The organism is Thermodesulfobacterium geofontis OPF15, assembly GCF_000215975.1.
Classification (GTDB): domain Bacteria; phylum Desulfobacterota; class Thermodesulfobacteria; order Thermodesulfobacteriales; family Thermodesulfobacteriaceae; genus Thermodesulfobacterium; species Thermodesulfobacterium geofontis.
This window is the reverse complement of record NC_015682.1, coordinates 204,421-222,615: the sequence shown is the minus strand read 5'-3', so window position 1 is coordinate 222,615 and position 18,195 is coordinate 204,421. Positions and strand designations below refer to the sequence as shown.

The window sequence follows — 18,195 nt, the reverse complement described above, 5'->3', positions numbered from 1 at the left end:
ATGAAAAGATTTTTAATTATTTTTCTTTTAGTCTTTTTTATTTTTTCTTGTGGGAAAAAAACAGAGCCTCTTCCTATAAAGGAAAGTATTCCTAAGGGACTTTCCTTTGAAGTTAATTTAACTCCCCAAGGAGTAGAGCTTTTAATTTCACTTCCTACAAAAACAGAAGGAGGCTATCCTCTAAGTAAAATTAAAAGCCTAATTATTGAAAAAACTGAGCTTCCTCTTGATATTCCTAAAGCTAAGAAAAAAGAAAAAATTATTAAACTTTCCCCTAAGCTTCATTCAGCAGGAAATTTATTCATTTATTATGATTATGAACTTAAACATCGTCATGAATATTCTTACAGAATAAAAGTAGTTAAGGATTTTCTTGTGGAAACTCCTTTTTCAGAACCTGTTACTATTTTCTGGCATAATCCCCCTTCTTTTCCTCAGAAATTTCAGATTAAAGCCTTAGGAGAAGATGCAGTGTTAATAACTTGGGAAAGACCAAAAGAAGATATTTATGGACTTTATTTAGAAGGAGAAATTTTTTACCAAATAGAGAAAATTTCTAAAGGAAAGACAGAACTTATAGAAATTAGGAATAAAGAAGAATATTTTGATAAAATCAAGCCCGGAGAGAGAGTTTGTTATAATATAAGGGCAATTTTAAATTTTAGAGGAACTTTAATTCCAGGACCTAAGACCCCTGATAAATGTGTAGAGTAGTTTCTCCATAACTTCTTTTTTGAAGAAGATTAAAATTGTTTATTTTTTCAGGAAGAAAAACCCCTGTTCTTTCTTCTACAATAATTAAGGCTTGCTTTTTTAATAAATTTTCTGGGAAATTTTTGATTGTTTTCAAAGCTAATCCTTTTTCATAGGGAGGGGTTATAAAAACTAAATCAAAAAAATTTTGAAACTTTTTGGAAAGAATTTTAAGTCCCTTAGGAAGGTCTAATTTAAAAACTTGAGCCTTATCAAGAAGATTAAATCTTTCAAGGTTTTTTTTGATAATGGATATACTTATAGGGCTATTATCTACAAAAACTGCAAAACTTGCCCCTCTTGAAATAGCCTCTATTCCAAGTGCTCCTGTTCCTGCAAAAAGATCAAGTACCTTTAAATCAGATAAGTTTTGACCAAGTATATCAAAAAGAGCTTTTCTTATTCTTGTTCTAAGAGGACGAATAAAATCTAAATCCTTAGATGGACAAACAAGCTTTCTACCTTTTAAAAAACCTCCAGTGATTTGCAAGTTTATCTTCCTTTATTTAGAAAGGATATCAATCCAAGTATTAGGTATAGAAAAATAATAGGGGTTAAGACTGGGATGATAGTATTTACCTTTAAAAACTTGTTTGGGATTAAACCAATCCTTTGGTTCTTTAGTAGCAAGTAAAAAAGCTATCTCTTCTCCATAGGAAGGGACAAAAGTTCTTACAATCTTTACTATAGGAAAGACAGAGGTTATTAAAGGATAAGAAGATTTTAAAATTTGAGGAAAATAAACAGGAAGACTTGCTTGCTGGATAAAAACTCCTTTTTCATTTAAAACCCTATAAGCTTCTTTATAAAATTCATAGGTATATAAAGATTTAGCTGGTCCTACAGGATCAGTACAATCTACAATAAGGAGATCAAACTCTTTTTCTGGAGATTCTTTGAGCCCCTCTAAACCATCCTTTATAATAAAGGAAACGCGGGGATCATGATAATTACCTGAAAGTTTAAAAAAATATTTTTGGCAGACTTCAAAAACAAGGGTATCTATTTCAAATTGAATGATTTTTTTTATAGAGGGAATTTTTTGTAATTCCCTTAAAGCTCCTCCGTCTCCTCCACCTATAATAAGAACCTTTTCTGGAGGATTTTCAAGCAAACTAGCAGGAAGATAAGTTATAGTTTCGTGATAAATAAATTCGTCTTTTTCTGTAAATTGGACAATACCATCTAAAACAAGAAAATAACCCCAAAAGGGGTTTTTAAAAATCTGTATTTTTTGTAAATTTTTTTCTTCAAATACTAATTCAACTTTATAAGCGTGCCCAAAATCTCGGTGAATCTTTTCTTTCCACCAAAAGTTTCCAGTCAAGTTTCACCCCAGTCTTCAGAAATCCCTCTGGATATTTCAGCTACATACACATTTTTAGGTTTAAGGGCTTTTTGTAAATTTTCAAGGATTTTATAAGCTTCTTCTTTTGTATCAGCTATTATATCAACTGCAGAGTATCCATTTTCGGGCCAGGTATGAATATAGACATTAGCTCTCCCAGAACTTGCTTGTGCTGAAACTCCAAAGGGTTGGAATTGGTAGCTTATGGTTCTTATATTGTTATTAAGATTAGAGTTAGTAAGTGCAGATTTAAGAGCCCTTTCTACAATTTTAGCTTTTGCTAAAAGCTCAAAGGGAGAATCCCAAAACTCTACAATTAGGTGATAGCTCCATATATTTCGTTTAAGTGCACCTTGCTGGGTAGGAGTAATTTCAAATCTTTCCACTTGACGAATGGGTTCAAGTGCTCTCATAGCTCACCTCCCCCAGGCAAGGTGCCTGGCTTTATTGGATTTTAGAAAATAAAAAATTTTACCAATAAAAAAATCGGGACGGGCGGATTTGAACCGCCGACCCCCCACACCCCAAGCGGGTGCGCTTCCAAGCTGCGCTACGTCCCGATCTAAAAGACAAAAAATCCTTTCTTAACATTTTCTATAATAAAAAATTTTTTTTAAATGTCAATATGTGGATGGGGCTGTTTCAAAAATTTCCTATTATAAAAATTCTAACTGCACTTTCTTAGGTGCTTGGCTTTTGCAATAAAATTGCAGGAAATTAAAATAATTCTAATTTATCTCACTTACGAAGTGGGGAAGATGTTTCGAGTAATAATTTTGATGAAGGAAAAGCTTTATTTGATTTAAAGATAGATACCCTTCATACATGAGGGCAATTAGAGAGAAACAAATATTTATCTTATTTACGGAGTTAAAGAATACTGGATTGTTAACCAAGACAAAAAAAACCTTAGAGGTCTATACTTTGATAGACGAAGGTTTTAAGCTCTATCAGGAATACAAGGTTGACAAGGTCTTAAAATCTTTAGTTTTAGAAGGTTTTGAGTCGGATTTAAAGGAAGTCTTCATTTTTAAAAACCGCCCCCTATAGCTTTTATAAAGTAGACCTGGGATTTGTAGTAGTCTGCCTTTAGTCTTTCTAAATCAAGCTTTGCGGAAAGCAAAGCCCTTTCACTGTCTAAAACTTCTAAATATCTCGATAAGCCCTCTTTGTAACGAAGCTCAGAAACTTTGTATAGCTCCTCAAGCGTCTTTACCCTTTGTTCTAAGTCCTTTATCCTTCCTTCAAGCATCTCAAGCTGAATTAGAGAATCCTGCACCTCTTTAAAGGCAGTTCTAACAGTTTTAACATAGTTTAAGAGAGCTTCCCTCTGCTTTGCTTGAGCAAGCTTAACCTTGCTTTCTCTCTTCCCAAAATCAAGGATGGGACCGGTAATTAAACCCGCTATATTCCAGAAGGTTGCACCTCCTTTGAAAAGATTAGCAAGCTCTATGCTCTGATAACCAAGGGCTGAAGTAAGGGTGATCCTTGGGAAGTATTCGGCTTTGGCTGAAGCTACATCATAGGCAGAAGCCTTTAGTTCTTCTAAAGCCGATTGAATGTCCGGTCTTCTTTCTAAGACCTCAGAAAGCAAAAGAGGAGGGAGCCTTAAAGCCTGAGGGTAATCAAGGGAAGTTTTGGCGCTCCTTTCAAACATCTTAGCTGGGCTCTCACCAACAAGGAGAGCTAAGAGGTTTCTTAGAAGCTCCCTTTCCTGCTTTAAGGATTTTAGCGTTTGTTCTATGGCTTCTACCTCAGACCTTGCCTGAAGAACAACTTGAATGTTTGCCAAACCAAGCTCAAATTCCTTTTCCCTAAGGTTGTATATTTCTTTCAGAGTTTGAAGCTGTCTCTCAGCTACTTCCACCATCCTTTCCTTTGCCAAAAGGTCAAAGTATGCGTTCATGACAAGGCTTATCACCGAAAGCTTAACGGCGTCCCGACCATGAAGGGTAGAAAGATAACGATAAAGGCTTGCCTTTTCCTGAGAGCTGATTCTGCCAAAAAGGTCAAGCTCATACTGAACATTTAGGTTGAGCTGATAGGTGGTGTAGGTAGAGCCAGGTTTTGGACCTATAGTTTCCTCAGAGGTTCTCTGCCGGGTTACACTTGCCCCATAACCAAGATAGGGGAACCTATCTGCTCCCACATAGCGGACCATGGCTAAAGTTTGCTCTATCCTTGCCTCAGCGATAAGGATATCTTCATTCTGCCGTAGAGCTTTTTCCACAAGCTCGTTTAAGATAGGGTCATTGTAAGCCTCCCAGAACTTGTCCGGCAATAGCTCCTTCTTTTTTTCTGCCTCCCCCTTTAGACTTTTAGAAGCAATCTCCTTTGGCAGGTCAAGCTCTGGTGCATCAAGCTTTACCCCTTGACTGCATCCAAAAAGGATAAAAGAGCTTGCAAATAGTATAAGCAACTTACGCATTTTCTTTGCCTCTTTTAAGGATTTTTAAGCTCTTTAAGCTCAAAGCCTTTATCACATAGTAGAGAAGCGGGATAAAGAGGGTTCCCAAAAGGGTTGCAAAGAGCATACCTCCGACAACAGTCCAACCGATAACATGTCTACTCATGGCGCCAGCTCCTGTGCTTAGCGCTAAGGGTATGGCTCCAGCGATAAAGGCAAAAGAGGTCATAACTATTGGTCTAAACCTAAGATAGGAAGCTTCAAGAATGGCTGAGATGATGTCCATACCTCGTCTGATACGCTCTTCGGCAAACTCCACAACAAGGATAGCGTTCTTTGCGGAAAGACCTACCAAGGTCACAAGCCCAACCTGAAAATACACATCATTGGGAAGCTTCAAAAGGTTTAAGGTTAAGCTTGCCCCGAGAAGGGCGAAGGGAATGGAGAGGATAACCGCAATCGGAGCAAGCCAGCTTTCATAAAGAGCTACAAGGATAAGATAGACAAAGAGGACAGCCATGGCAAGGACGACGTAACCCTTCTGCTGGGATAAAACCTCCTGCAAGCTTTGCCCCACCCAACCGATGGTATACCCAGGGGGAAGGGTAGCCTTAGCTACTTTCTCAACCACCCTTATGGCATCGCCGGTTGTGTAGCCAGAAGCAGGCTCACCAAGGATGCGCACCGCTTTAAACTGATTATGCCTCTCAAGGAGCTGCGGTCTGCTAAGGGGCTTAATCTCTACAAGGTTAGCAACGGGGATGGGAACGCCATTTTTATTTTTAACATAGACCTTGCTAAGGTCATCAAATGCTTTACGATAATCGAATTCTGCTTGAAGGTATACTCGGTAAACCCTGTCAAAGAGGTTAAAATCGTTCACATAGCTTGCCCCTAAGGTCATGCTCAAAGTCTTATATACATCGTTAACCGAGACCCCGTAGGCTTCAGCCTTCGTTCGGTCGACTATTACCTCAAAGTAAGGGTTTGAGGGGTTGAAGGTTGTTCTAACTAAGGTTAGCTCCTTTCTTTCTCTAAGCTTGTTGATAAAACCTTGAGCAACCTCAAACATCTGCCTTATATCACCACCGGTTCTATCCTCAAGATAAAGGTCAAACCCTCCTACTCTTCCAAACCCCATAATAGCCGGAGGACTTACCACAAAAAGCACGGCTTCCCTAATCTGAGAAAGCTCTTTGTTTATCCTTTGGGTAAGGGCAAAAGAGGTCTCTTCCTTCTTAGTCCTTTTGCTCCAATCTATCAATCCTATAAAGCCACCTAAAGAATCTGTAGAATAGGTAAAGCCCTGAAGGTCAAAGCCCGAGATGGCAACGTAGCGGTCAATGTAAGGGTTCTTCATAAAGATGTCCTCAATCTTGGATAGAACCTCCTCCGTCCGCTTAAGGGAACTACCTGGTGGAAGGTTCCCGATCAAAAAAAGAGCCCCTTTATCCTCAGTAGGGACAAGAGCAGTAGGTAGCCTTTTTATTAAAACATAGGTTAGAGGTAGAATTAAAAGGAATAGCAAGACAAAGATTGCGGGTCTCTTTAAGAGAAACTTTATCCGCTCTACATAGCTTTCCCTTGCTCGGTTAAAGATAAGCTGAAAAAGATAAACCGGATAGATGGGGCGTTTGTGTAGCTCCCTTTCCCTAAGGAGAAGGGTACAGAGGACTGGGCTAAAAACCAAGGCAGTCATACCTGAAATAAGCACCGAGCTTGCTATAGCTACGGCAAACTGTTGATAGAACCTTCCGATAAAACCGCCAACAAGGCTTGCCGGTATAAAGACGGCAGAAAGCACAAGAACGATGGCGATAAGCGGTGAGGTAAGCTCTTCCATGGCTTTTAGAGTTGCTTCTTTTACCGGTAGCCCCTCTTCCATATGTCTTTCCACGTTTTCAACGACGATGATGGCATCGTCAACCACAAGCCCAATGGCTAAGATCAACCCAAACAGGGTAAGAAGGTTTACTGAGAAGCCAAGAACATACATAACGATAAAGGCACCAAAGATGGAGACTGGAATGGCTAAGGTTGGAACGATTGTTGGAGCAAGCCCCCCAAGGAAAAAGTAGGTCACAATGACTACAAAAAGGATGGCAAGTCCAAAGGTTATCCACACTTCCTTGATCGATTCTTTAACAAAAACCGTAGGGTTGTAGGGAAAATAGTACTTTATGTCTGGGGGCCAGGTTTTGCTTAACTCCTTTAGCTTTTCGTCAATAAGCTTTGAAACCTCAAGGGCGTTTGCTCTGCTTGTAAGAAAGATGGGAACAGGTAAAACCTTTTGCTTCTTAAAGAAGGAATTGCGGTTAAACTGCTCAGAGGTTAGCTCAACCCTTGCCACATCTTTAAGCTTTAAGGTCGAACCATCAGGCAAAACTTTAACCAGTATCTCTTCAAACTGTTTAGCCGAGGAGAACCTATCGCTACCTCTAAGAACATAGGTAAAGAAAGGTCTCTCTGTGGTTGGCTCATCCGCCAAGGCACCAGCGGTAAACTGCTGGTTCTGTTGAGAAATTGCCTGATAGATTTCAAGGGGCGTTAACCCATACATAGAAAGTTTATCAGGCAAAAGCCACACCCTGATAGAATATACCTTAGGGTCAACGAGAATGGCATCGGCTACACCGGGAACTCTTTTTAACTCGTCTATTACGTTGATGAGAAGGAAGTTAGCAAGTTCGACTACATCCCTCTGCCCTCCCTCAGAGTAGAAGGCTACAACTTTAAGTATATCCGGGCTTCTTTCCCGAACTTCAACGCCAAGCCTTCTTACCTCCTCAGGAAGCCTCGGCAGCGCAATCTGAACGCGGTTGTTTACATCCATTTTCGCTACATTAGGGTCCCAGCCAACCTCAAAGTAAACATTCAAGGTGTAAACTCCCGCTGAGGTTGAAGAAGAAACCATGTAGAGCATACCATCAACGCCGTTTATCGCTTCTTCAAGAGGGGCAGCAACCGTTTTGGCAATCGTTTCAGAATCAGCTCCCGGATACCTTGCAGTAACCACTATCTGGGGTGGAGTAAGGGCTGGATACTCCTTAACTGGTAAGACAGAAAGTGAAATCAACCCTAAAAGCACGACTGCAATGGCTGAAACTAAAGCTACCCTTGGTCTGCGAATAAAAAACTGGGATATCATCTTCCTTCTCCTTGAATAACCTTAACCTTGGCTCCGGGCTTTAGCCTCATTAGATTGTCAAGAGCCACAACCTCGCCTTCTCTTAGCCCACTTTTAACAAGGAAGTAATCCTTATCAACCTCTTCGATGGTAATTCCTCTGGGGTTTGCAGTTCCGTTCTCAATTACATAAACAATCGGTCCCCTCGGGGTAAAGAGGACTGCCTTCTGTGGAAGGAGAAGCCCCCTTCTTTTTTCAGAGATAACCACCTTGACAAACTGGTTAGGCAAAAACTTCTTCTGTGAGTTGGAGATCAGAGCCTTGGCTTTAAGGCTTGCCGTCTCATCAAGCCTTGCATCAACGAAGAAAATCTTACCCATTTCTTGATGCTTCATCTCATCTCTTTTTACCTCAACCGTCCTGCCTTTGAGCTTCCCGTAGTTCCCAAGAAGACCAAGCCTTTCCAAATCCCTCTCCGGTATAGAAAATTCAACCTCAAGAGGCGAGACAGAATAGAGGGAGATGAGCTCCTTCCCAGGCTGAACCAGGTTGCCTGGGTCAACGAGTCTTTTTCCTACATACCCGCTTATCTCAGCTTTGACCACGGTGTAGTTTAGGTTGATCTCAGCCTGACGAAGCCTTGCCTGAGCTAAGGAGAGGTTTGCCAAAGCCTTTTGGTAGTTGGCATAGGCTTGGTCCCTTTCTGCCTCGCTTACAAGCTTAGCCTTATAGGAAGAGGAAACGCGCTTCCAATCCGCTGAAGCTTTCTCAAGCTCAGCTTTTGCGTTCTCAACTTCTGCCTTTGCTGCCTGATACTCCGCTTCGTATGGGTCGCGCTCGATGATAAAGAGGGTTTGTCCTTTTTTAACAAAGGTTCCCTCCTTAACAAGCATCCTCTGTAAAATGCCTGTTACCCTTGCTACAACGACAATGCTCTCTCTGCTTCTTGTCTTCCCCGGAAGCTCAACCCTAAAGTCGTAATCTTTCTCCTCAAGCTTATGGATGGATACAGGCACGGTCATGTTGGAGGGCTGAGCTGATGAAGGCTTTTCCCCCTCTTTTGCTCCCCTTTCACAGGAGACAAGTAGGACCAAAAGCATAAGAATAAAAAAAGTCCTTTTCAAGCTCATTTCTTCACTCCTTTTAAGAAGATTTGGATATATTCCTTGAGAATATCTTCTTCGCTAAAGTTTTCGCAAACCGGTACCCCTTTAATATCCTTGAGTAAAAAATAGGAAAAAATCATCCCTAAGAGGGCTTGCCCCGCTATCTCAGGATGAACATCCTCCCTTAGCTCCCCTCTCCTTTTGAGCTTGAAAAGATACTTTGAAAATTCGGATTTTATTGAGCTTATGATGGCTTGAAAGGCATTCCTAACCTGTTCTGGGTAGAGGTTTAGTTCACTGTGGAGGATGGTGATGAGGGGCTTTCTTTCCCTTAAACGTTCCAAAAAGGCTTTACCAAGAAGTGTAAATGCCTTGTCAGCAGACAGATCTTCAACCTGAGGCATAAGCTCCTTAAGCTTTTGCAGAAAGGAATAGCGTTTTAAGACCTCTTCAAAGATGACCTCTTTACTCGGGAAGTGCCTAAAGAGGGTAGTCTCGGTTATGCCGGCTAAGGAGGCTATCTCCTTTGTAGTCGTGCCAAGGTATCCCTTTTCCGAAAAAAGCTTCAAAGCGGTCCCTAAAATCTTTTCCCGCGTCTTCTCTTTTTTAGCCTTTAGCTTTGTCATTTTTATGAAAAAAAAAAAAAAAAAAAAAAAAAAAAAAAAAATGTTTTTTTATTTAGTAAGTTAGTACTTACTTTAAAAATTTTTGTTTCTTTGTCAACCCCTTTAAGAGGCTGTTTCAAAATTTTAGTTTATATGATATTTTCTGTAATGATACTAATTTTAGATGGGAGGTATGAGGAGAAGTTCATTTTCTTTAGAAAAATTATATACCTTTGTGACTTATTTTCTCTCAAACGTTAAATCAGAACCTAAAACAAAAAAGCGTGGAAGACCTCAAAAATATGCAGACAAGGTTATAATCGCCTCTTTGGTTGTATCAGACTTTAATGGGACGCCCCTCACAGAGAAACGCTTGCCTTGGCTTCTCAACAAAACTTTCCTACCTCCTCTCTACGGGATTGGCGACTTCAGAGTTAAAAATTTGGAGGAGAAGCTTTTAAAAGTTTTCATAGAGGAGATTTCTAAGGTCTTTTTTCGAGGAGAAGCTCGAGTAAAGCATTATATTGGCTTGTGCCACAGGGTTTGGCTTTGGAGATAAATATTGTCTTAACTGGCAAAGAGGAACGAAGATAAGGATGGTCCAAGCCCATGTGAGGCTTACAGTTGTTATATTGGTAGATGCTACGATGCGATAGACATAATTCAGAGGGTTTAAGAGCTTGGATGTGAGCCTGCTATAAGAGTGAAAGAAACCTTTAGGATGAAAATAAGACATCCAGTTAGAAAGTTATCGATGGAAAACTGGAAAAGGTACGGTAGATATAGGTACCGGATAGAGCCATTATTTGGGTCTATAAAGTTAAAGCTTGATTCAAGCTTTAGGGTAGTGAGAATGTTTATCTAAAGATCATTTGTAGGGGAACCAAAAGTAAATGTTTTTTTGAAACAGCCTCATATCTCATTGACAGTTGGGGAATTTTAGTCCATAATTTTTTAAAAATAAAAATAGAGAAAAATAATTTTATGGGGCTCTCTTTTCAGATTTTACAGAAGAAAAAAGATCTGCTTTATAAACTAAATATCCTTTCTGTTGCTGCAAGTTATGATAATTCCTGTAGCAGTTCCGGAAGAAAAAGAGAAACCCCAGCCTATGGTTTGAAAAACAGTTATTTAAGTGGAATTTATTATACCTGGGGTTCTGATGGAAGATGTGTTCCTCTTTTAAAAATCCTTTTAACCAATTATTGTATAAACAATTGTAAATATTGTATAAATCGTCGTATAAATGATGTTCCCCGAGCAATTTTTTCTCCTGAAGAAATTGCCTATCTCACAGTGGAGTTATATCGTAAAAATTATATTGAAGGTCTCTTTTTAAGTTCAGGAATTTATCGTACACCAGATGATACTATGGAACTTATGATTAGGACTGCAAGTCTCTTAAGGAAAAAATACTCGTTTAAAGGATATATCCATTTAAAATTAATCCCAGGAGCTTCTCCTGAATTGATAGCTAAAGCTCTAAAACTTGCTGATCGTGTAAGTTCAAATCTTGAACTTCCCACTGAAGAAAGTCTTAAAAAACTCGCCCCAGAAAAAAGTTTACCTATACTTTTAAATCCATTAAAATTAATAAGAGAACTTTATGAAAATAAAGAAATAAAAGCTCCAGCTTCAACTCAGCTTATAATTGGAGCAACTCCTGATTCTGATAAAGTTATTTTATCCTTAGCTCAACAATTATATGCTCAAAAAATGGTAAGAAGAGTTTATTATTCAGCTTATATTCCTGTTAATAAAGATTCTGATCTCCCAGCTATAGAAGAGCCTCCCTTTTTAAGAGAACACAGATTATATCAGGCAGATTGGCTTATTCGTTTTTATGGATTTCAAGTAGATGAACTATTTCAAGAAGAAAAAAATCTGGATTTAAAAGTTGATCCTAAATTATCTTGGGCTATAAGAAATCTTCATTTCTTTCCAGTTGAGATAACTAAAGCAGATTATTGGGAATTAATAAGAGTTCCTGGAATAGGCCCAAGTTCTGCAAAAAAGATTATACAAGCTCGCAAATATGGAGTTATTTCTGAAGAGGTTTTAAAAAAGCTTAGAATTCCCCTAAAAAAGGCAAAATATTTTATTACTATTAATGGTAAACCCTTAGTTGATTCAAAAAAGGAAAAAACACTTTTTTATAGACAAACTGAACTTTTTTCTCTTGGAAAAGAAAATTTTTCGTCTTTTATTTAGAGTAATTTTTAACCCTTTCTAAAAATTCTTCAGCTAATTCTATAAAAGAAAGACTTGCCTTATTTTGAGGTTCATAGTCAATTACAGGCTTTCCAAAGCTTGGAGCTTCACTAACCCTTACACTTCTCGGGATAAGAGTATTAAAAACAATCCATTTAAAATGATTTTTAGCTTCCTCAGCTACTTCATAGGAAAGTCTGTTTCTCTTATCATACATGGTTAAAACAAGACCAAAGAGAACTAAATCTGGATTAAAACTTTTTTTAATTCCCCTTATTGTTCTTACAAGAAGGGACAATCCTTCAAGAGCGTAATATTCACATTGTAAAGGGATAATTACCCCTTCACAGGCAGTAAGTATATTTACTGTTATTAAACTTAATGAAGGTGGCGAATCTATAAATATAAAGTCAAAAAAATTCTTTAAAGGAAAACCATTAAAAGTGCTTTTTTCAATTAATTTTTTAAGTAGATACTCTCTTTCTGGTAAGTCTACCAATTCAACCTCTAATCCAACAAGATCAATAGAGGAAGGTAAGACATAAAAATTAGGATAGGGATTTTTAAAAAATCTCTCACAATTTCCCTCTATTAAAGCCTGATAAATACTTTCTTCTTTGTTTACCCTTATTCCTAATCCACTTCCAGCATTTGCTTGTGGATCAAAATCTATTAAAAGAATTTTATAATTCTTAAGACTTAATGCCCTTGCAAGATTTATAGCAACTGTTGTTTTTCCAACCCCACCTTTTTGATTAATAAAAGCAAAAATTTTCATAGATCATTATTTTAAAAAATGATAATAAAGATTGTTTATTAAAATCACTAAAAAGAAGATAATACTAATAAAACCATTGACTGTAAAAAAGGCTTTATTGATTTTGGAAAGGTCATTTTCTTTAATAAGACTATGTTCATAAGTTAAAAAAATAGCAATTAAAATAAGCCCTACAAAATATATCCAAGTTGTTTTAGGATAAAAATATCCAGTTAAAAGAAGGAGAAAAAAGGTTATTAAGTGTAAAAATTTGGCTATTCTTAAAGCATTTTTTATTCCAAATTTTACAGGGATAGATTTTAGTCCCATTTTTTTATCAAATTCAATATCTTGCAAACTATAGAGAATATCAAAACTTGCCACCCAACAAGCCATAGCCCCTGCAAGGAAAATAGCTATTAAGGAAACATTTTCATTTAGAGCTATATCAATAGCTATGGGTATTAAAAAATAGACTAATCCTAAAAAAAGATGAGGAAAATAGGTAAATCTTTTGGCAAAGGGATAAATAAAAAGAAAAAATATAACTATAGGGCTTAGCAAAAGGGCTAAAAAATTTATTTTATAGCAGAAAAATATAAAAAGAAGTGAGCTAAAAAGGATAATCAGTTTTATTTCCCAATCTTTTACTAATCCTTTAGCATGGGGCCAGATAGAGGTTCTTGGATTTTTTTCATCAAAAGGTTTATCAATAAGTCTATTAAAAGCCATTCCAAGTGTTCTTGCAGAAACGAGAGCACCTAAAATATATATAATTTTCCCCCAAGAAGGAAAGACTTTATAAAGAATTAATAAACTTGCTAAACCAAAGGGTAAAGCAAAAATAGTATGTTCAAATTTCAAAAGTTCTGAGTAAAGTTTAAGTTTTTTTATAATTTTTTCCATAAGATTTCAAGCAATGTTCTGTATTTGTTCCCTTAATTTTTCTATAAGTTCTTTAATTTTAACTGCTATAATAGAAATTTCAGAAGATTGTGCTTTATTAGATAGGGTGTTTATTTCTCTAAACATCTCTTGGCAAATAAAATCAAGCTTTTTACCGCAATCCTCTTCTTCCATAGTGTTTTCAAAATGGAAAATGTGTACTTTAAGTCTATCAAGTTCTTCGGTAAAATCAATTTTATCTAAAAGATAAACCAATTCTTGATAAAATCTATTTTCATCTATTTCACGAAGATTAAATTCTTTAAAAAGTTTATCAATCCTACCTTTTAACTTTTCTTTGCTATCTTTTATAGCTTTTTCTTTCAATTTTTCAATTTGTAATGTCTCATCTTTTAATTTTTCTAAATAGATTTTTAAAACATTTTTTAGATTTTCTCCCTCTTTTAAGCGAGAAGCTTTAAGAGCTTTCAAAGCTTCATTTAGAGGAGGATATATTTCTTCCCAAAGTTTATCAAGTTCTTCTTCTTTTTCTTCTAAAAGAAGATATTCTCTAAATTTTAAAAAATCAGAAAAAGTTAAAGGATCTTCAAAACCAAGTTCAGATTTTAAACGAGTAAGAGATGTTTTTAGGTTTCTTGCAAGTTCTATATCAATTAATACTTCTTTTTGGCTAAGATCAGTTCCTACACATTTGACTTGGATTTCAATTTTTCCTCTTTTAAATTCTTGAGAAACAAATTTTCTAATTCTCTCTTCCAAAAAAGTATATCTTTTTGGAAGTTTAAGGGAAATATCTAAGTATTTTGAATTTAGGCTTTTTGCATAAACAGTTATAGTATAATTATCAGATTGAAAAACACCTTTCCCAAATCCAGTCATGCTTTCCATAAAAATCCCTCAATTTGTAGCTAATTTTTCTTTTAAAAAATTTAGAATCCTTTCTTTTTCATCAGGATTAAACCAATATATATCAGGCTCTTTTTTAAACCAAGTAAGCTGTCTTTTAGCATAACGTCTCGTATCTCTCTGAATAAGTTCTATGGCCTTTTCTAAGGATATTTTTCCTTGTAAATATTGAATAATGTATTTATATCCTATGGCTTTAAAGGGTTTTAGTTTAGGAGAATATCCTTTTTCTAAAAGTTTTTTAACTTCTTCAATCCATCCTTTTTCAATCATTTTAATTACACGGAGATTAATTTTTTCATAAAGTTCTTTTCTTGGAAGGATTAAGCCAATTTTTATAAGGTTATATCTTTTTTTTCCAAAGAAGGGATTTTCTTTATGAAAGTAAGATATGGGCTTACCTGAGGTATATATAACTTCTAAAGCCCTTGTAATTCTTACTTTATCTTTGGGTGAAATTTTTTGAGCATATTCTGGATCAAGCCTTTTTAACTCTTCATAAAGAGAGGATAAATCTTGATCTGCCCTTTTTCTTAAAGTTCCTCTTATTTCTTTTGGCACCTCTATAGAAAATAGTCCATATTCAAAGGCTCTTAAATAAAGACCTGTACCTCCAACAAGAATGGGAATTTTCCCTCTTTCCCAAATTTCCTTTATTAAATTATCAGCTATTTCTACAAATTTAGCTGCATTAAATTCTTCATCAAGCTCAAGTAAATCATATAAATGATGAGGAACTCTTTTTCTTTCTTCTTCTCCGGGTTTTGCAGTTCCTATATTTAATTCTTTATAAAATTGTAAGGAATCAAAATTTACTATTTCTCCATTTAGTTTTTCTCCTAAAAATACAGCAAGTTCTGATTTTCCAACTCCTGTTGGTCCGACTATAGCAATAACCTTTTTCACTTCTAACTTTTTATCTCCTTCTTAAATCTTTTTCTATATCCTTTAAAGATAATTTTATGTAGATAGGTCTTCCGTGAGGACAGGTTTGAAGATTTTCAGAAAAAAACTTTTCAATCAAAAAATCTATTTCCCTTTCAGAAAGAAGATCTCCCTTCTTTCTTGCAAGTAAACAAGCATATCTTCTTAAAACCTCAAGTTTTAATTCTTCTAAATCGGAAAAAGGTTCTTCTAAAACTTTTTCCAAGATATCTTTTATATCTATCTTAAAAATAGAGGGGATTTTTTTTAAAATAATTTTGTTATTTTCTAAAAATCCAAGTTCAAATCCCATAGAATGTAAAATTTTTCTTTTTTCCTCAAATTCTGAAGGATCGCATGAAATATTCAGTAATATCGGAATTAACAATTCTTGAGAAAGACATTTAGAAAAATTTCTTTTTAAATCTTCATATATTATTCTTTCTGAAAGAGCGTGTTGATCAATTATGTAAAGGTTTTCTTCCTTTTCTACTAAAAGATAAGTATTTAAAAAAGTTCCCAAATATTTATGGGAAGGTTTTTTAAAATCTGAAGAAATAAATAAAGATTTTCTTTCTAAATGAAAGGGAGAAACTTCTTGAGGATAATCTAAGGGTATATCCTCTTTTATTTGTTGAGAGAAGGAATGTTTTTCTCTTTCATAGTAAAAAGTTTTTTTGTTAAAAAACTCTTCTAAAGCTTTATTTAAGGCAAGGAATAGTGTTTTTTCATCTTTAAATCTTATTTCCCATTTAGCAGGATGCACATTAACATCAACAAGATGATAAGGAGCTTTTATAGAGATAATTCCTGCAGGAAACCCCAGATTTCCATAAAAAGGTTTTAGAGCATTTATAATCATTTTAGTTAATTTCTCATCTTTTATCCATCTTTTATTAATCAGAAAATAGAGATATTTTGTATGAGAAAAAGTTTTGGAAGTATCTGTAAGAAGTAAAAAAATTGAATAAGGAGGGTGTTCTAAAAGTAATTCTTTAAAAAAAGATTTTTCTAATCCAATTATATAGCTAAGAAGCTCCCTTTCATTTCCTCCTTCCCAGAAAAAAAGAGTATTTTCTTTATTTTCTTCTATACTTTTTACTTGGTATTTAGTTTCAGGAGAGCAAAGGCTTAATCCTCTTATAATTTCCATTATTTTAAAAGTTTCAGTCCTTGGAGTTTTTAAAAAGGCTTTTCTTGCAGGCAAATTTAAAAAGAGATCCTCTACTTTTACTAAAGTTCCTTTACTTAAATGAGCTGGCTTAAAATAAATTTCTTTACCAAATTCTACTCTAATTTCATAGGCAGAATCATAATCTGCATGTTTACTTAAAATAGTCATTTTAGAAACTTGAGAAATACTTGCTAAAGCCTCCCCTCTAAAGCCAAAGGTGACAATTTTAAATATATCTGAGAGGGTTTTTATTTTACTTGTAGCAAAGTGTTTATAACAAATTTTTAAATCCTCTGGCTCTATACCTTCTCCGTCATCATAAACAGAAACTTCCTTAATTCCGCCTTCTCTTAAATTTATCTTAATAAAACTTGCTTTTGCATCAAAGGCATTTTCTATTAATTCCTTTACCACTGATGCAGGTCTTTCTACAATTTCTCCTGCAGCTATTTTTGATCTAATTTCTTCAGGAAGAATTTGAATTTTAGGCATAAAATTAAATATTTAAAAGGCTGATAAGTTTTTTACAAAAGTTTTCACATTCTTTTAAAACAGCCTTTTCTTCTGGAAGAAGCTTTATTTCTATAATTTTTTCTACTCCGTTTTTTCCAAGAATAACAGGGACTCCTAAAAATACTCCTTTTATTCCGTATTCTCCTTCTAAATAAACTGAGCAAGTTAAAACCCTTTTTTCATCTTTCAAAATACTTTCTATCATTTCAACAATAGAAAGCCCAGGTGTGATAAAAGCACTTCCTGTTTTTAAATAAGATACTATTTCTGCTCCACCAATTTTAGTTCTTTTAACTATTTCTTCTATTTTTTCTTGAGGTAAAAGTTCTGTAATAGGTATTCCAGAAACATTGGCAAGTCTTACTAAGGGAAGCATTAAATCTCCATGAACACCCATTACTAAGGCTTGAACATCTTTTGGAGAAACACCACATGCTTCAGCTATAAAATAGCGATACCTTGCTGAATCAAGTACTCCAGCCATACCTATAACTCTATTTTTTGGGAAATTAGTTATCTTATAAGCTACATAAACCATAGCATCAAGGGGATTAGAAACAACTATAACAATGCTATCTTTGGCAAATTCTTTTATTTTTTCTGCACAAGATTTAACAATTTCTTTATTTATATTTAAAAGGTCTTCTCTTGACATGCCTGGTTGTCTTGGTTTTCCAGCAGCAATAACTACCACTTGAGAATCTTTAATACTTGAAAAATCTTCAGTTCCCCAGATTTTACAAGACCTTCCAAAAAGAGGATTACTCTGAGCTAAATCTAAGGCTTTACCTTTTGCAAGATCAGGCACAATATCCACTAACACTATTTCCTCTGCCAGGTTTTTAACCATAGCCCAATTTGCACAGCTTGTTCCTACTGCTCCTGCACCAATAATAGATAATTTAGCCATTTTCTCCCCCTTCAAATAATTTGAGCCAAGCTTTAAAAATTTCTACTTTTTCTTCTCCATAATTTCTTAGATCATTAATAATTTCATCTACAGATTTCTCTCTTACACTTCCATCAGGATGTTTAGAAAAAAATTTATCTGCAAAGGCAATAATTTTTTCTTCTAAAGTAATAGGCACCATATCTCTTTCAGGAAGGGGTAATTTTTTCTTTACGATTTCTTCTTTAGTTATTCCCACTCCTATATGTCTTTCACATACAAGAGCATGCTTTGGAAGACCTTCTTTTTCAAGAAGCATTCTCCCTAAATATCCATGAGCAATATAAGGATATTTTCCTTCTGGATTAAGTTTTGGGATATAGGTAAAAATTATTCCTATATCATGAAGCATAGCTGCAGAATAAATAAAATCTTTATCTACATCTTTAAATTTTTTGGCAATTTCTAATGCCTTTTTAGCTACAGCAGAAGAGTGCTTTATTAAAACTTCCTTAAGTCTTGCTTTATCAGAATAATATTTTTCAATAATTTCAAGAGGATCCATCTAA

The 18,195-nt window shown here is 35.4% G+C and carries 17 protein-coding genes and 1 tRNA gene; 3 read left to right on the top strand and 15 right to left on the bottom strand.

Annotated elements, in window-relative coordinates; translation table 11 throughout:
* Nucleotides 1-714 (top strand): fibronectin type III domain-containing protein, encoded by a 714-nt coding sequence (locus TOPB45_RS01195; RefSeq protein ID WP_013909047.1) that lies wholly within the window; start codon nt 1-3, stop codon nt 712-714.
* Here the strand turns inward: TOPB45_RS01195 and rsmD are convergent.
* The 8 genes from rsmD to TOPB45_RS01155 form a co-directional block, all read right to left on the bottom strand.
* Entirely contained in the window at nt 686-1,243 is a 558-nt protein-coding gene (gene rsmD / locus TOPB45_RS01190; protein ID WP_013909046.1) for a 16S rRNA (guanine(966)-N(2))-methyltransferase RsmD, read from the bottom strand. The two genes, TOPB45_RS01195 and rsmD, sit on opposite strands and share 29 nt — an antisense overlap.
* Nucleotides 1,244-1,255: 12 nt before the next feature.
* Nucleotides 1,256-2,080, bottom strand: coding sequence for a spermine/spermidine synthase domain-containing protein (locus tag TOPB45_RS01185; RefSeq protein WP_013909045.1), 825 nt, complete (start codon nt 2,078-2,080; stop codon nt 1,256-1,258).
* Nucleotides 2,077-2,514, bottom strand: a complete 438-nt coding sequence (speD, locus tag TOPB45_RS01180; protein ID WP_013909044.1) for an S-adenosylmethionine decarboxylase — start codon at nt 2,512-2,514, stop codon at nt 2,077-2,079. The genes TOPB45_RS01185 and speD overlap by 4 nt, the downstream gene beginning before the upstream one ends.
* Nucleotides 2,515-2,587: 73 nt before the next feature.
* Nucleotides 2,588-2,661 (bottom strand) — tRNA-Pro (locus TOPB45_RS01175).
* 470 nt (nt 2,662-3,131) lie between these two features.
* A complete protein-coding gene (locus TOPB45_RS01170; RefSeq protein ID WP_013909043.1) occupies nt 3,132-4,529 on the bottom strand; it encodes an efflux transporter outer membrane subunit in 1,398 nt (465 codons plus the stop codon).
* A complete protein-coding gene (locus TOPB45_RS01165) occupies nt 4,522-7,656 on the bottom strand; it encodes an efflux RND transporter permease subunit (protein WP_013909042.1) in 3,135 nt (1,044 codons plus the stop codon). The genes TOPB45_RS01170 and TOPB45_RS01165 overlap by 8 nt, the downstream gene beginning before the upstream one ends.
* Nucleotides 7,653-8,765, bottom strand: a complete 1,113-nt coding sequence (locus TOPB45_RS01160) for an efflux RND transporter periplasmic adaptor subunit (protein ID WP_013909041.1) — start codon at nt 8,763-8,765, stop codon at nt 7,653-7,655. The genes TOPB45_RS01165 and TOPB45_RS01160 overlap by 4 nt, the downstream gene beginning before the upstream one ends.
* Nucleotides 8,762-9,367, bottom strand: coding sequence for a TetR/AcrR family transcriptional regulator (locus TOPB45_RS01155; protein WP_013909040.1), 606 nt, complete (start codon nt 9,365-9,367; stop codon nt 8,762-8,764). Before TOPB45_RS01155 ends, TOPB45_RS01160 begins: the two co-directional genes overlap by 4 nt.
* A gap of 172 nt (nt 9,368-9,539) precedes the next feature.
* On the opposite strand from TOPB45_RS01155, the gene TOPB45_RS01150 reads away from it, so the two are divergent.
* Together TOPB45_RS01150 and TOPB45_RS01145 are read left to right on the top strand one after the other, a co-directional pair.
* Entirely contained in the window at nt 9,540-9,905 is a 366-nt protein-coding gene (locus TOPB45_RS01150) for a hypothetical protein (protein WP_041430280.1), read from the top strand.
* A gap of 425 nt (nt 9,906-10,330) precedes the next feature.
* Nucleotides 10,331-11,557, top strand: a complete 1,227-nt coding sequence (locus TOPB45_RS01145; protein ID WP_013909038.1) for a putative DNA modification/repair radical SAM protein — start codon at nt 10,331-10,333, stop codon at nt 11,555-11,557.
* Here TOPB45_RS01145 and TOPB45_RS01140 read toward each other — a convergent pair.
* Genes TOPB45_RS01140 through TOPB45_RS01110 form a run of 7 tightly spaced genes read right to left on the bottom strand, consistent with a single transcriptional unit; the run spans nt 11,550 to nt 18,191 of the window.
* Nucleotides 11,550-12,335, bottom strand: a complete 786-nt coding sequence (locus TOPB45_RS01140; protein ID WP_013909037.1) for a ParA family protein — start codon at nt 12,333-12,335, stop codon at nt 11,550-11,552. The two genes, TOPB45_RS01145 and TOPB45_RS01140, sit on opposite strands and share 8 nt — an antisense overlap.
* A gap of 6 nt (nt 12,336-12,341) precedes the next feature.
* Nucleotides 12,342-13,220: a UbiA-like polyprenyltransferase gene (locus tag TOPB45_RS01135; protein WP_013909036.1), complete on the bottom strand. Its 879-nt coding sequence runs from the start codon at nt 13,218-13,220 to the stop codon at nt 12,342-12,344.
* A 6-nt stretch (nt 13,221-13,226) separates the two neighbouring features.
* The gene (locus tag TOPB45_RS01130; RefSeq protein ID WP_013909035.1) at nt 13,227-14,108 is read right to left on the bottom strand and encodes a YicC/YloC family endoribonuclease; all 882 of its coding nucleotides are present in this window, start codon (nt 14,106-14,108) and stop codon (nt 13,227-13,229) included.
* 9 nt (nt 14,109-14,117) lie between these two features.
* Nucleotides 14,118-15,032 (bottom strand): tRNA (adenosine(37)-N6)-dimethylallyltransferase MiaA, encoded by a 915-nt coding sequence (gene miaA, locus TOPB45_RS01125; protein ID WP_013909034.1) that lies wholly within the window; start codon nt 15,030-15,032, stop codon nt 14,118-14,120.
* Between the two features lie 10 nt (nt 15,033-15,042).
* Nucleotides 15,043-16,716 carry a DNA mismatch repair endonuclease MutL gene (gene mutL, locus TOPB45_RS01120; protein WP_013909033.1) on the bottom strand — a complete coding sequence of 558 codons (1,674 nt, stop codon included), beginning with the start codon at nt 16,714-16,716 and terminating at the stop codon, nt 15,043-15,045.
* A gap of 4 nt (nt 16,717-16,720) precedes the next feature.
* Nucleotides 16,721-17,647: a malate dehydrogenase gene (mdh, locus tag TOPB45_RS01115; RefSeq protein WP_013909032.1), complete on the bottom strand. Its 927-nt coding sequence runs from the start codon at nt 17,645-17,647 to the stop codon at nt 16,721-16,723.
* The gene (locus tag TOPB45_RS01110; RefSeq protein WP_013909031.1) at nt 17,640-18,191 is read right to left on the bottom strand and encodes an HD domain-containing protein; all 552 of its coding nucleotides are present in this window, start codon (nt 18,189-18,191) and stop codon (nt 17,640-17,642) included. The genes mdh and TOPB45_RS01110 overlap by 8 nt, the downstream gene beginning before the upstream one ends.
* Nucleotides 18,192-18,195 lie beyond the last annotated feature (4 nt).